This is a genomic window from Thalassospira sp. CH_XMU1458 (assembly GCF_037027205.1).
GTDB classification, from domain to species: domain Bacteria; phylum Pseudomonadota; class Alphaproteobacteria; order Rhodospirillales; family Thalassospiraceae; genus Thalassospira; species Thalassospira tepidiphila.
Genome location: NZ_JAYMDW010000002.1, coordinates 1,338,903 through 1,352,204 on the forward strand (window position 1 = coordinate 1,338,903; position 13,302 = coordinate 1,352,204).

At 54.0% G+C, this 13,302-nt stretch carries 12 protein-coding genes; 4 read left to right on the top strand and 8 right to left on the bottom strand.

All coding sequences use genetic code 11. The features are described 5' to 3' along the window. Positions 1 to 504, bottom strand: a complete 504-nt coding sequence (locus WBY09_RS13625) for an Hsp20/alpha crystallin family protein (protein WP_287444169.1) — start codon at positions 502 to 504, stop codon at positions 1 to 3. 309 nt (positions 505 to 813) lie between these two features. Here WBY09_RS13625 and WBY09_RS13630 point away from each other — a divergent pair, with 309 nt between their 5' ends. Then, entirely contained in the window at positions 814 to 1,908 is a 1,095-nt protein-coding gene (locus WBY09_RS13630; RefSeq protein WP_064781644.1) for an NADH:flavin oxidoreductase/NADH oxidase, read from the top strand. 125 nt (positions 1,909 to 2,033) lie between these two features. Here WBY09_RS13630 and groL read toward each other — a convergent pair whose 3' ends face one another. Together groL and groES are read right to left on the bottom strand one after the other, a co-directional pair. Continuing rightward, on the bottom strand, positions 2,034 to 3,689 hold the full coding sequence (groL, locus tag WBY09_RS13635; RefSeq protein WP_063088383.1) for a chaperonin GroEL: 1,656 nt from the start codon (positions 3,687 to 3,689) through the stop codon (positions 2,034 to 2,036). 59 nt (positions 3,690 to 3,748) lie between these two features. Then, entirely contained in the window at positions 3,749 to 4,036 is a 288-nt protein-coding gene (gene groES, locus WBY09_RS13640; RefSeq protein ID WP_008890518.1) for a co-chaperone GroES, read from the bottom strand. Positions 4,037 to 4,544: 508 nt separating this feature from the next. Between groES and WBY09_RS13645 the strand changes: the two genes are divergently transcribed. Both WBY09_RS13645 and rfbC read left to right on the top strand, forming a co-directional pair. Further along, on the top strand, positions 4,545 to 5,255 hold the full coding sequence (locus WBY09_RS13645; protein ID WP_287444168.1) for a hypothetical protein: 711 nt from the start codon (positions 4,545 to 4,547) through the stop codon (positions 5,253 to 5,255). A gap of 151 nt (positions 5,256 to 5,406) precedes the next feature. Then, complete coding sequence (gene rfbC / locus WBY09_RS13650; protein ID WP_064781647.1) at positions 5,407 to 5,964, top strand: dTDP-4-dehydrorhamnose 3,5-epimerase; 558 nt, start codon at positions 5,407 to 5,409, stop codon at positions 5,962 to 5,964. Positions 5,965 to 5,970: 6 nt separating this feature from the next. On the opposite strand, the gene rfbA is transcribed toward rfbC, so the two are convergent. The 5 genes from rfbA to glmU form a co-directional block, all read right to left on the bottom strand. Continuing rightward, positions 5,971 to 6,852 (bottom strand): glucose-1-phosphate thymidylyltransferase RfbA, encoded by an 882-nt coding sequence (rfbA, locus tag WBY09_RS13655; protein WP_064781648.1) that lies wholly within the window; start codon positions 6,850 to 6,852, stop codon positions 5,971 to 5,973. Continuing rightward, positions 6,845 to 7,795 carry a dTDP-4-dehydrorhamnose reductase gene (rfbD, locus tag WBY09_RS13660; protein ID WP_245227904.1) on the bottom strand — a complete coding sequence of 317 codons (951 nt, stop codon included), beginning with the start codon at positions 7,793 to 7,795 and terminating at the stop codon, positions 6,845 to 6,847. The genes rfbA and rfbD overlap by 8 nt, the downstream gene beginning before the upstream one ends. Further along, positions 7,749 to 8,819 carry a dTDP-glucose 4,6-dehydratase gene (gene rfbB, locus WBY09_RS13665; RefSeq protein WP_197147167.1) on the bottom strand — a complete coding sequence of 357 codons (1,071 nt, stop codon included), beginning with the start codon at positions 8,817 to 8,819 and terminating at the stop codon, positions 7,749 to 7,751. Before rfbB ends, rfbD begins: the two co-directional genes overlap by 47 nt. 209 nt (positions 8,820 to 9,028) lie before the next feature. Continuing rightward, a complete protein-coding gene (glmS, locus tag WBY09_RS13670; protein ID WP_197147166.1) occupies positions 9,029 to 10,852 on the bottom strand; it encodes a glutamine--fructose-6-phosphate transaminase (isomerizing) in 1,824 nt (607 codons plus the stop codon). Between the two features lie 82 nt (positions 10,853 to 10,934). After that, positions 10,935 to 12,278 (bottom strand): bifunctional UDP-N-acetylglucosamine diphosphorylase/glucosamine-1-phosphate N-acetyltransferase GlmU, encoded by a 1,344-nt coding sequence (gene glmU, locus WBY09_RS13675; protein ID WP_197147165.1) that lies wholly within the window; start codon positions 12,276 to 12,278, stop codon positions 10,935 to 10,937. A gap of 259 nt (positions 12,279 to 12,537) precedes the next feature. On the opposite strand from glmU, the gene WBY09_RS13680 reads away from it, so the two are divergent. Beyond that, on the top strand, positions 12,538 to 13,215 hold the full coding sequence (locus tag WBY09_RS13680; protein WP_197147164.1) for an HAD hydrolase-like protein: 678 nt from the start codon (positions 12,538 to 12,540) through the stop codon (positions 13,213 to 13,215). The last annotated feature ends 87 nt before the right edge of the window (positions 13,216 to 13,302 follow it).

Consider the following 13,302-nt stretch of genomic DNA (forward strand, 5'->3'; position numbering starts at 1 on the left):
TTAGCCGGTCACCGCAATCTTGCGCGGTTCGGGCTTCTGTTCTGCTACCTTTGGAAGAGTAAGCAACAGAACACCGTTCTTGAAGGATGCGGTAATATTGTCGGCATCAATGGTGTCATTCAGGCGGAAGGACCGCTTGAAGCTGCCATAGCTACGCTCGACAACATGGGCGCCATCCTTGCTTTCACGGCTGAATTTCTTCTCGCCGGTGATGGTCAGAACACCGTCAAGCACTTCGACATTGACGTCATCCTGTTCAACGCCCGGGAGTTCGGCGGAAAGTTCAAAGTGATCTTCGCCGTCATAGATGTCGATCCGCGGGCTCAGCAACGGTTGGGTCACTTCGCCTTCTTCGGAAGATACCTGTGCCGACGGGGCTGCACGGTGACCAAAGATCGAACCGATCATGCGGTCAACGTCACGGGAAATAAGAGTGAAAGGATCACCGTAAGTCGGTGCAGAAGACGGACGACGGGATCCATTAAGAGTCTGAAGACCAGTCATTGTAGTACCCTCCATTACAGACGAGTATTCTTGCGCCATCAGTCCAGACCAGGCTGCAACCTTGACGCGTATCGGGGCACCATGCCCCTTTCCAATCTTGAGATAGATCGGGTGGAAATTTCTGCAAGTGGGTCGATGCATTTTTTTGCGAATTTTTGATTTTTTCTGATCGGCTGCTTGGAAAACTCCCTTCTGGCATTCCATTCCCTGGAAAAATTCAACACGACGCTGGCGCCCGCCCCGCCCTCGGATTAGCTTCATCCCATTGATTGGCGCACGCGCGTCACTGTCCGAGTTAAAGGAACGCATATGAGCACTCTTTTCACCCCGCTTTCACTGGGCAAGCTATCCCTTGATAACCGCATTATCATCGCACCGATGTGTCAGTATTCCGCCGATAACGGCAAGGTCACCCATTGGCATGACATGCATCTGGGCAATCTGGCGCAATCGGGTGCCGGTCTTCTGATTATCGAAGCCACCGCCGTCGAACCGGAAGGACGCATTACCTATGGCGATGTCGGCCTGTGGGATGACGAAACCGAGGCAGCACTTGGTAAAACGCTTAAAGCTGTGCGCAGCCATTCCGACATGCCGATTGCGGTTCAGTTGGCCCATGCCGGGCGCAAGGCATCTTGCGAAAAACCGTGGCTCGGGGGTCATGCCCTTTCCCCGGATCATGAAAATGGCTGGCAGGTCTCAGCCCCCTCTGCCCTGCCATTCCGTGACGGCGACCCAATCCCTGAGGCAATGACAAAATCACGCATTGCAGACGTCATTCAGGCCTTTGTCGAGGCGGCTGAACGGTCCGTACGGCTGGGCTTTGACGCGATTGAAATTCATGGCGCGCATGGTTATTTGCTCCATCAATTCCTGTCACCGCATGCCAACAAGCGTGACGATGAATATGGCGGTTCGTTTGAAAACCGCACCCGCATCGTGATCGAAATCTATGACGCCATCCGCAAGGCCGTTGGCGCCGACTATCCGCTGGGCATCCGTATTTCGGCAACCGACTGGGTCGAAGGCGGCTGGGATATTGATCAAAGCGTCGCGCTTGCCAAACTCCTCAAGGACCGCGGATGTGATTTTATCGACGTTTCGTCAGGCGGCCTTCATATCGATCAGCAAATCCCGCTCGGCCCCAATTATCAGGTGCCGTTTGCCGCCCGCATCAAGGCCGAAACCGGCATGACCACAATTGCGGTCGGCCTGATTACCGAGGCCGAACAGGCAGAAGCCATCACCTTTACCGGGCAGGCCGATGCCATCGCCCTTGCGCGCGGCATTCTGTATGACCCGCGCTGGCCGTGGCATGCCGCCGCAACGCTGGGCGCCGAGGTCAAGGCAGCTCCGCAATATCTGCGCTGTCAGCCCAGAACGCTTAAAAAGCTGTTTGGCTGACACCTTTTGAATTCATCAAAGAGCCCGCCAGTGTGCGGGCTCTTTTTTATTGCCGCTTAGACAAAGAAAAGGGGCCAGCCAATGGCGAGCCCCTTCCCTTATGCGATAGGTCGGTTGGGTAAGGCTTAGAAGCCCATGCCACCCATGCCGCCCATACCACCCATGCCGCCCATGTCAGGCGCGCCGCCAGCCGATTTGTCTTCGGCTTTCTCGGCGATCATGCATTCGGTGGTGATCAGCAGGCCAGCGACCGATGCTGCGTCCTGCAGAGCAGTACGAACAACTTTGGCCGGGTCGATGATGCCAGCTTTGACGAGGTTGGTGTATTCGCCCTTCTGAGCGTCGTAACCGAACTCTACGTCGTCCTGCTCAAGCAGTTTGCCAGCAACAACAGCGCCGTCTACGCCAGCGTTCTGTGCGATCTGGCGAACCGGTGCCTGCAGGGCACGGCGAACGATGTCAACACCGATGGTCTGGTCGTGGTTTTCACCTTCAAGGCCTTCGAGGGCTTTGACAGAGTACAGCAGAGCCGTACCACCACCAGCAACAATGCCTTCTTCAACAGCAGCGCGGGTCGCGTGCAGGGCATCGTCAACGCGGTCTTTGCGTTCTTTCACTTCGATTTCCGAAGCGCCACCGATTTTGATCACTGCAACGCCGCCTGCGAGTTTCGCAAGACGTTCCTGCAGTTTTTCACGATCGTAGTCAGAGGTGGTTTCTTCGATCTGGGCGCGGATCTGGCCAACGCGTGCTTCGATCTGTGCTTTCTCACCAGCACCATCAATGATGGTGGTTTCTTCTTTGGTGATGGTAACCGATTTCGCGGTACCGAGCATGTCGAGGGTGACGCTTTCCAGCTTGATGCCGAGATCTTCGGAGACAACCTGACCACCGGTAAGGATGGCGATGTCTTCGAGCATGGCTTTACGACGGTCGCCGAAGCCCGGTGCTTTAACAGCAGCGATTTTCAGACCACCGCGCAGCTTGTTGACAACCAGGGTTGCCAGTGCTTCGCCTTCGATGTCTTCAGCAATGATCAGAAGCGGCTTGCCGGACTGAACGACCGACTCAAGCAGCGGAAGGATCGGCTGAAGCGAGGAGATTTTCTTGTCGAACAGCAGGATGTACGGAGCATCCATTTCTGCGACCATTTTCTCCGGGTTGGTTACGAAGTACGGAGACAGGTAACCACGGTCGAACTGCATGCCTTCGACAACGTCGAGTTCGGTGTGCAGGCCTTTGGCTTCCTCAACGGTGATAACGCCTTCGTTGCCAACTTTTTCCATGGCTTCTGCGATCATGTCGCCGACTTCACGGTCACCGTTAGCAGAAATGTTACCAACCTGTGCGATCTCATCGCGACCGGCAACTTTACGTGCACGGCTCTGGATGGATTCGATCACTTTGGTTGTCGCAAGGTCGATACCGCGCTTCAGGTCCATCGGGTTCATGCCGGCAGCAACAGACTTGTTGCCTTCACGAACGATGGCCTGTGCCAGAACGGTTGCGGTCGTGGTGCCGTCACCAGCCAGATCGGCGGTTTTCGACGCGACTTCGCGAACCATCTGTGCGCCCATGTTTTCGAACTTGTCGGTCAGTTCGATTTCTTTGGCGACCGAAACACCGTCCTTGGTCACGCGCGGTGCGCCAAAGGACTTTTCGATAACAACGTTACGACCTTTCGGGCCGAGGGTCACCTTGACAGCATCTGCCAGGATGTCGACACCGCGCAGCATTTTGGCGCGTGCGTCAGTGGAGAATTTTACTTCTTTAGCAGCCATAATATTCTTTCCTCTCTATGAGACGGATGAACGTGGACAAATCACCCAAACGGGCTGACTTAGTCCATGATGCCCATGATGTCGGATTCTTTCATGATCAACAGCTCTTCGCCGTCGACCTTGACTTCGGTGCCCGACCATTTGCCAAACAGGACTTTGTCACCTGCTTTGACGTCGAGGGCTACGACCGAGCCATCTTCTTTACGAACGCCAGAACCAACAGCGATGACTTCGCCTTCCTGCGGTTTTTCTTTGGCGGTATCCGGAATAATGATGCCACCGGCAGTTTTGGTGTCGGATTCGACACGACGTACCAGTACTCGATCATGCAGCGGACGGAACTTCATTTTAGACAACTCCGTGTTTAAGCTAAGGCTCGTTAATAACTAAGACTAACCGGGATGAGCCCGTATTAGCACTCACCCCCGGCGAGTGCTAACAGCATTTATTGGAGTACCAGTTCAAAGTCAATAGGGAGATGTAAAAAGACGCAGAAATGTCACGATTTTTGGCGATTTCCGCGCACGCAGCGCAGCAAAAATCCGCCCCCGTTTTAAAGCGGGCTGATCAAAACATTTTCATGCCCGGGAAACAAGCCCCGACACAACACCGCAAAAGAATATATATCGGGCTGTCACACTTGCTTTTGTCAAAGGGCTGTTTGGCAGATCCGGTTCAAGCGACGAAGATGCATGGTTCAAACACCTATGAAAAAGCGGGTTTCACGTCTAAGCTCCAGCCAAAGAACGCAAATAACGTCCAATGACCGCGCAAACACCCGGATTGCAGAAAATGTCATGCAGTAAAAATTCATCGGCCCTGACGTCCGGGCCTTCAGGCAAACGACAAGAGCTGATGGCGCCTGCTTTTCTGTTATTTGCCCTAGTCGGTTTGTTTTCTTCGCAAACAATCAGCACTGATGCTTGGGCCGATGAGGCCGATGTCGAATGCCCGAAAAAGATTGCCTATGTCGAAAATGACCCGATGTCGCAGAAGTCGATTGTGATCTTGCAAAAACTCTATGCGGATCTCGGCTGCCCGCTTCAGGCCGTCAAACTGCCGGGGCGTCGCGGCCCCTTGCATTTCAATGAAGGTCTGGTGGACGGTGAATTGCTGCGTGCGGTTGCCGCTGAAAAGAACTATTCGCGCGCCTTTGTCAGATCATCGGTTGCCCTGCGCGAGATCGCAAACCGGCTTTGGCGCAATCCGAACGATCAAGACCCGTCAACGCCGATTGCCTTTACGCTCGGCGTGATATGGCAGGAAAAGTACGTCCATGCCGATACGGCCAAAACCGGCATCACGCACAAGCCAATGATGTATAATACCGAAAAGCACCAGGCCTATGCCGAAGGGCGCATCACGCGTTTTCTGTCCGCAGATAGCAATATCGACGACATGCTGACACAGGGCATCCTGGGCAACACACCAGCACCGGTAATCGAGGAAACAATTTCGGTCTTGCCGCTTTATCATTATCTTGGCGCGGAATTCGCCCCCTTCATGAAAAAGTTCTCTGCCCTCGTCGCGCTAACGGATCCATTTCGCAAGGCCCAGAATCAGTAATCGCAACGACGGGTGCCGCAGCTTTGATAAAGCCGACCGCCCATTCAATTGCCAAGCTCAGAATTTTATAAAAATGCGCATATGCACGAAGGCCAAGCTTCTGCTATCCATAGTCTGGACGAATTAATTTACCCTGCACAAGGCAGCACGGATGCAATTTGAAGAGCTGGAAATTCCCGATGTTAAGCTGATCTTCCCGAAGAAATTTGGCGATGAGCGGGGTTTTTTCTCTGAAACCTATAATCTGGAAGCCTTTGCCAAAGCTGGCATCGATCCGCAGTTTGTGCAGGACAATCACTCTTTATCGAGCAATGTCGGTGTGCTGCGAGGACTGCATTTTCAATGCCCGCCCTTTGCCCAAGACAAGCTGGTTCGGGTCATCAGAGGCCGCATTCTGGATGTCGCAGTCGACATTCGCGCCAAGTCAAAGACGTTCGGGAAATGGGTATCGACTGAAATCAGCGCAGAAGACTGGAACCAGATATTCATTCCCGCCGGTTTCGCCCACGGCTTTGTCACGCTCGAGCCGAACACGGAAGTGAACTACAAGGTATCAGCACCTTATGCTCCGGAAAGCGAACGCGCGATCATGTGGAATGATCCGGACCTTGGCATCGACTGGCCGTTTGACGAAAACCAGGTCACGCTGTCGGCAAAAGACGAGAAAGCCATGAGTTTTGCGAGCTATCGAGAGAACCCGGTATTCTAGTTCCGCTCACAGGATATCGTAGGTTCGCAGAACCGTCTGAAGATATGCCTTGTAAGAACTCTCGCCAAACTCACTCGCAAGCTTTTCAAACTGTTCGACCGTGATCATGCCCTTTCTCAGCGCGATTTCTTCAGGACAGGCAATCTTGAGGCTTTGGCGGCTCTCGACGGTACGGACAAAATTGGCGGCCTCAAGCATCGCAGCGTGCGTTCCCGTATCCAACCAGGCATAGCCCCTGCCCATCTTCTCGACCTTAAGCGTGCCACGCTTAAGGTAAGCCTTGTTAACATCGGTAATTTCAAGCTCACCACGCTTGGACGGCTTGATCGATTTGGCAATGTCGACAACATCTGAGTCGTAAAAATACAACCCCGTCACGGCGAAATTCGATTTGGGGTTGGCCGGTTTTTCCTCGATATCCAGGGCCACACCATTGCGGTCAAACTCGACCACGCCATACCTTTCGGGATCCTGAACGTAATAGGCAAACACGCTCGCCCCATCGGATTGGGCCATGGCGTTGCCCAACAATTTCGTCAGGTCGTGCCCAAAATAGATATTGTCACCCAAAATCAAACAGCACGGATCGTTCCCAACAAAATCCGCACCGACAATAAACGCATCGGCAAGGCCGCGGGGTTCAGGCTGAACCGCATATTGAAGGCTGATCCCCCATTTCGAACCATCACCGAGCAGATCTTTGAACAGCGGCACATCGCGGGGCGTGCTGATAATCAGGATGTCTGTGATTCCCGCCAGCATCAATGTAGTCAGCGGATAATAGATCATCGGCTTGTCATAGACGGGCTGCAGCTGCTTGGAGACAACCAGTGTCGAAGGGTGCAAACGCGATCCTGTACCGCCTGCCAGTATGATCCCTTTACGCATCCGAATTTTCCTTCCCAAGCCCTCTGATAACAGCCGTCAGGCTGTCCTCTACATTTGGCAACTTGATACCAAACGTATCATTGATAAGCCTGCAAGACATTACAGAGTATTCTGGCCTTTTTGCCGCCGTTGGAAATTCCGAGGACTTGATTGGCAAAACCACACAATCTTTGCCTTTCCAATCCTCACCCCACTCCTGCAAAGCGATCTTGTGAATGCTTTTGCCAAACTCAAACCATGTCATTTCTTGATCTGAGGTCAGGTGATAGGTGCCGAATTTATCAAACTCGGCAGAGATCGCCACACAACAAAGCTCCAGAATCGCATGTGCCAGATCATGGGCGCTTGTCGGGCATCCGGTCTGATCATCGACAATTCGAACTTCATCCCTTTGCGCCATCAGATTAAGCATGGTTTTGACGAAGTTTTTCCCAAACTGGCTATAGACCCAGGATGTGCGCAAAATCAGATAGTTTTGGAGTGTCTCTTTTACGGCAACTTCACCCGCAAGCTTGCTGTTGCCGTAAACACCCAAGGGCGAGACAGCATCTTCCTCGCGATAAGGCTTTGTTCCCTTCCCGTCGAAAACATAATCCGTTGAGACATGGATCAGCGAGACGGAGCGTTTGGCAAGGGCCTGCGCCATTGCGCGAACCGCATCGCCGTTAACCTTGAACGCGATATTTTCCTGCTGCTCAGCCAAATCGACCGCAGTGTAGGCCGCTGCATTGACAACAATATCCGGGTGCACGCTGTCGATAACGGGCTCGATTTGGGACGCATCCTCAAGATCACATTCTTCCCGACCAACAAAGGTCAGTTGGGCTTTGGGAAATTCATGCGCGGATGCAGCCAGACACCTGGCAAGCTGACCATTTTTGCCAAAGACCAGTATTCTAGGCATCGGCTTGCCCCTTGGCACTTCCCAGACGTTCTCCGGCATATTTGTTCTGTAAAATCGGCTCCCACCATGCGCGATTGTTCACATACCACTCAATGGTTTGCCGCAGGCCGGTTTCGAAATCGTATTTCGGCTTCCAACCCAACTCATTCTGCATTTTGGTTGGATCGATGGCATAGCGCCAATCGTGACCGGGACGGTCCTTTACATATGTCACCGCGCCATCAAAACTGTCGAATGCGATGTCCGGTATGATCGCGCGGACTGTATCGAATATCCGTTTCACGACATCGATATTGGTCAGTTCGTTACAGCCGCCAACATTGTATTTCTCGCCAATGCGGCCTTCGGTCAGGATCTTGACCAGTGCCTCTGCATGATCTTCAACATGCAGCCAGTCGCGCGTATTCAAACCCTCGCCATAAACCGGAAGCTTCCTGCCATGCAGCAGGTTCAGCACCATCAACGGGATCAGCTTTTCCGGGAACTGAAACGGCCCGTAATTGTTGGAACAATTGCTGATGACGATGGGCAATCCATAGGTATGGTGCCACGCCTGCACCAGATGATCCGAACTTGCCTTGCTGGCAGAATAAGGTGAGGTCGGCGCATAAGCCGTTTCTTCGGTGAACAGCCCTTCGCTGCCAAGCGATCCATAAACCTCGTCTGTCGAAATATGGTGGAACCGGAATGTCGCTCGCCTGCCTGCCGACAGCTTCTCAAAATAGGCGCGTGCGACGTCAAGCAGGGTAAAGGTGCCAACCACATTGGTCTGAATGAAATCAGCCGGTCCGTCGATCGAACGATCAACATGACTTTCCGCCGCCAGATGCATCACCGCATCGGGCTGGAATTCATCAAACAGTTTGGCAATGGCGTCCCGGTTGCAGATATCCTGATGGGCAAAATGGTAGTTATCGCGTGCGGAAATTGACGCCAACGTCCGCAGATCACCCGCATAGGTCAGTTTATCGATATTAAGGACTTCATAGCCCTTCAACCCGGTCATCAGCCGACAAACAGCAGACCCGATAAAACCTGCACCGCCCGTCACGATAACTTTCATTTTGCTCTCATTGAAAATTTGTGGCTTGGAACCGACGTCGTCACTACGAGATTACATTGCGCAAACGATAGTGTCGAACCTTCGGTTAACTTATTGCAAAGAAATGTTACTTTTGTGCACCTTTCGTGTCGCCATCCCATAAAGCGCAAACAAAATGCCGGACGCGATTGCATCCGGCATTTTTTGATAATTTTGAATAATCGCGGTGATTATTCAACCGTTACTGATTTCGCAAGGTTGCGTGGCTGATCGACATCGGTGCCTTTGTGGACTGCAACATGATAGGCCAGCATCTGAACCGGGATGGTGTAAAGGATCGGTGCGACGAAGTCGGCGACCTTGGGCAGCTCAACCGTGGCAGAGGCCATATCACCCAGCTTGGCAAGCCCCGGCGCATCCGAGATAAAGATCACCCGTCCGCCACGTGCCGCCGCTTCCTGCATGTTGGATGCGGTTTTTTCAAACAGCTCGTCAGACGGCGCAATGACAATGATCGGAACCGACTGGTCAATCAGGGCAATCGGGCCGTGCTTCATTTCACCCGCTGCATAACCTTCGGCGTGGATATAGGAAATTTCCTTGAGCTTGAGCGCCCCTTCCATCGCGATCGGATAGCCAAGACCACGACCGAGATAAAGCACATCGCGCGCATCGGCGACATCAAGGGCAAGCTGCTTGAGCGCTTCATCATGATGCAGGACCTCGGCAGCATGTTTCGGCACCTCGGTGAGTGCGGTTACGATTGCTGCTTCCTCGTCCTTGGCAAGGGTGCCGTTTTCGCGTCCGATGGTCACCGCGAGGCAAGCCAGGACAGTCAGCTGCGTGGTGAACGCCTTGGTCGACGCCACCCCGATTTCCGGGCCGGCATAGGTCAGAAGCACCACGTCACTTTCGCGCGCAATCGTGCTTTCGGGCACGTTGACGATGGAAACGATCTTCTGGCCCTTGGATTTGGCGTAGCGAAGGGCAGCCAGCGTATCAAGCGTCTCGCCCGACTGCGAAATAAACAGGGCAACGCCACCCTTTGGCAGCGGAGGGCAGCGATAGCGGAACTCGGATGCGACATCGACATCGACACCAAGACCGGCATAGCGTTCCACCCAATGCTTTGCCACCAGACCGGCGTAATAGGACGTGCCGCAAGCGACAATCGTCAGGCGCGACGCATCGGCAAAGGAAAACGGCATGTCCGGCAGCTTGATGGTCTGGGTCGCCGGATTGATGAAGGCATGCAGGGTATCGCCAATCACCGCAGGCTGCTCGAAGATTTCCTTCTGCATGAAGTGATTGTAATTGCCCTTACCCATCATGGCACCCGAAACCGCCGACAGCTTGGTTTCGCGGGTGACGTCTTCGTCATTTTCATCGCGCACCTGAACGCTATCGCGGGTCATTTCGACCCAGTCGCCTTCTTCAAGATAGATCAGTTTGTTGGTCAGGTGCGACAGCGCCATCGCGTCCGAACCAAGATACATCTCGCCCTCGCCCAAACCAACGGCAAGCGGCGTTCCACGACGGGCACCAAAGATGACGTCATGCTGACCGGCAATCATGATCACCAGCGCAAAGGCACCTTCAATGCGGTGCAGGGTCGCGGCCACGGCGTCACGCGGGCTTTTGCCCTGATCAAGGAAATCGGACACCAGATGCACGACCACCTCGGTATCGGTGTCGGTGGCAAATACCCGCCCCTTGGCAGTAAGCTCCGCCTTGATTTCCTGGAAGTTTTCGATGATGCCGTTATGAACAACGGCAACCTTGCCATCGGTATGCGGATGGGCGTTGTTTTCGGTCGGAACACCATGGGTTGCCCAGCGGGTGTGGCCAATACCAACATCACCAGCAAGCGGTTGGTCCGCCAAACGGTTGGCAAGATTGATCAGCTTGCCTTCTGCGCGGCGGCGTTCGATATCGCCATTGACCAGGGTCGCAATCCCGGCACTGTCATAACCGCGATATTCAAGACGTTTGAGGCCTTCAAGAATGCGATCGCTAACGCTGTCTTTGCCGATAATCCCGATAATGCCGCACATATTGGTTTTCTTCCTGCTTTATATCGCGTGTCGTCTGGCCACCCGTAAATGTGGGCGGCAATTTCAAAATCTTTGTTTTGGGCTATTTCTTGCCGGTCAGTTCGCGCATTTTTTCGCGAAACTTGGCCGCCCAGCCCTTTTTCTCGATCCTCTCGGCCCGGGTCAGGGTCAATGCGTCGGCTTCGACCTTGCCGGTGATCGTGCTGCCCGCGCCAACAATTGCGCCATCGCCAATTTCGACGGGGGCGACAAGCGACGAGTTGGAGCCAATAAACGCCCCTGCCCCGATGTCGGTATGCTGTTTGCGGAAACCGTCATAATTGCACGTGATCGTCCCGGCGCCGATATTGGCCTTGGCACCGACACGGGCATCGCCGATATAGCTCAGATGATTGACCTTGGCCCCGGCCTCAAGCACGGCCTTCTTGATCTCGACAAAGTTGCCAACCCGCGCCCCGGCACCGATTTCAGCCCCCGGACGCAAACGGGCATACGGCCCGATATCGGCACCATTGCCAACCACACAGCTTTCAAGATGGCTGAACGCCTTGATCACGACATTGTCGCCGACGGTCACACCGGGTCCGAAGACAACATTCGGCTCAACAATGACGTCACGGCCAAGCTTGGTATCGGCACTGAAAAATACCGACGCCGGATCAACCAACGTCGCGCCCTCAGCCATTGCGGCTTCGCGCAAGCGATTTTGCAGGATGGCTTCGGCGACGGCCAACTGGGTGCGGGAATTGACACCAAGTGTCTCTGCCTCGTCCACCTCGACCGCGACACAGCTTTGGCCGTTCTTTTGCGCCACTTCGACCGCATCGGTCAGGTAATATTCACCCTTGGCATTGGCGTTATCAATCGCCTCAAGGGTTGTGATCATGTCCTCGGCCTTAAAACACATCACACCGGAATTACAGAAATTGATCTGACGCTGCGCGTCGTCGCATTCCTTGTCCTCGACAATCGCGGTCAGGTTGCCGTTCTGATCTGTGACCAAACGGCCATAAGCGGTCGGGTCTTCGGGCCGGAAGCCCAGAACCGCCACCGCATGATCATTTTCTTCGCGCGCGGCAACAAGGCGGGCCAGTGTTTCGGCGGTAAAAAGCGGGCTGTCAGCATAGAGCACCAGAACATTGCCCGTAAGCCCCTTCAAGCCATCCTTGGCAGCAAGAACGGCGTGCGCAGTGCCAAGGCGATCTGTTTGTTCAAAGGTTGGATGCGGTGCAACGGTCTTGATCAGGTCCGGCATATCCGGGCCGACAACGACCATGGTCTTTGCGGCCTTCAGGTGGGAAGCGGTATCAATCACGTGACCCACCATCGGCTTGCCCGCGACCTTGTGCATGACTTTGGGCATTGCGCTTTTCATGCGCGTGCCCATCCCGGCGGCCAAAACAACAACACTCAGTTCAAGCGACATTTATAACCCTGTTGGCTGCGCCATTCCGCAGCATCCCCTTTGCAGGCACCATCACGATGAAGTGTGATGCAAATATTCCCGTTCGCAGCAAGTCTTAGAACATATTCCCGGACAGCAAAAGCCCATAAAGAATCACGTTTTGTTACCAGCTGTTAGCAGATGTTACCGATTGTTAATGGCACGGTTTCCGTTAAGTTCCTATAAACCATGCTGCACTTGTCACCACTGCCGCTAATTCACATCCAAGGAGCCCCACCCGATGGCCAAATTCATTCTGTTCGACCTTGATGGCACCCTGATTGACGGCGTCGATGACATCCTGTTTGCGATGAATGATTTGCTGGCGGCCCACGGGCATGCGCCACTTGTTCGTCATGATATTGAAGCCATGCTGGGTGATGGCACATGGATGCTGACCAAACGCGCCTTTGCCGCACGCGGATCAGAGCCCTCTGACGCGATGCTTGATGAACTCAACATCGATTTCAACGCGCGATATGTCGAAACCGACTACGCCTATACCCGCCTGTTTGAAAATGCCGAAACGGTCCTGCGCCAACTGAAGTCAGATGGCTGGACTATTGCGCTGGCGTCGAACAAACCCGAAGCGCCGTGCAAGGCAATCCTTACCAAGCTTGGCGTTGCCGATCTGTTTAGCGTCATCGCTGGTGGCGACAGCTTTGAGGTCAAAAAGCCTGATGGCCGTTTCCTTGGCTTTGTGCTGGGGCAGCTTGGTTTTGATAAATCAACCGACACCGCCATCATGGTCGGCGATCACGCCAATGATGTAAACGCCGCCCGTGCGGCAGGCATTCATGCGATTGCCGCTGCCATGGAAGTCGATGACGCCCGGGCCAAATCGCTTGGTGCGGATGCGGTTGTGACCGCCTATGCCGACCTTGTATCGGCGATGAACGGTATTGCTAATCGCGCCTGACAAAGCAAAACCGGCCAGCAATTCAATACTGGCCGGTCTGGAGTGGATCACATACCGCCCCCCGCGGCATGTGATCTGGGAAATCAA

Excerpts from the sequence above, each read along its gene's own strand:
- WBY09_RS13645 (WP_287444168.1), top strand. The coding sequence starts at position 4,545 with ATGGCGCCTGCTTTTCTGTTATTTGCCCTAGTCGGTTTGTTTTCTTCG.
- groL (WP_063088383.1), bottom strand. The coding sequence starts at position 3,689 with ATGGCTGCTAAAGAAGTAAAATTCTCCACTGACGCACGCGCCAAAATG.
- rfbC (WP_064781647.1), top strand. The coding sequence starts at position 5,407 with ATGCAATTTGAAGAGCTGGAAATTCCCGATGTTAAGCTGATCTTCCCG.
- glmS (WP_197147166.1), bottom strand. The coding sequence starts at position 10,852 with ATGTGCGGCATTATCGGGATTATCGGCAAAGACAGCGTTAGCGATCGC.
- WBY09_RS13680 (WP_197147164.1), top strand. The coding sequence starts at position 12,538 with ATGGCCAAATTCATTCTGTTCGACCTTGATGGCACCCTGATTGACGGC.
- glmU (WP_197147165.1), bottom strand. The coding sequence starts at position 12,278 with ATGTCGCTTGAACTGAGTGTTGTTGTTTTGGCCGCCGGGATGGGCACG.
- groES (WP_008890518.1), bottom strand. The coding sequence starts at position 4,036 with ATGAAGTTCCGTCCGCTGCATGATCGAGTACTGGTACGTCGTGTCGAA.
- rfbD (WP_245227904.1), bottom strand. The coding sequence starts at position 7,795 with ATGCCGGAGAACGTCTGGGAAGTGCCAAGGGGCAAGCCGATGCCTAGA.
- rfbB (WP_197147167.1), bottom strand. The coding sequence starts at position 8,819 with ATGAAAGTTATCGTGACGGGCGGTGCAGGTTTTATCGGGTCTGCTGTT.
- rfbA (WP_064781648.1), bottom strand. The coding sequence starts at position 6,852 with ATGCGTAAAGGGATCATACTGGCAGGCGGTACAGGATCGCGTTTGCAC.
- WBY09_RS13630 (WP_064781644.1), top strand. The coding sequence starts at position 814 with ATGAGCACTCTTTTCACCCCGCTTTCACTGGGCAAGCTATCCCTTGAT.
- WBY09_RS13625 (WP_287444169.1), bottom strand. The coding sequence starts at position 504 with ATGACTGGTCTTCAGACTCTTAATGGATCCCGTCGTCCGTCTTCTGCA.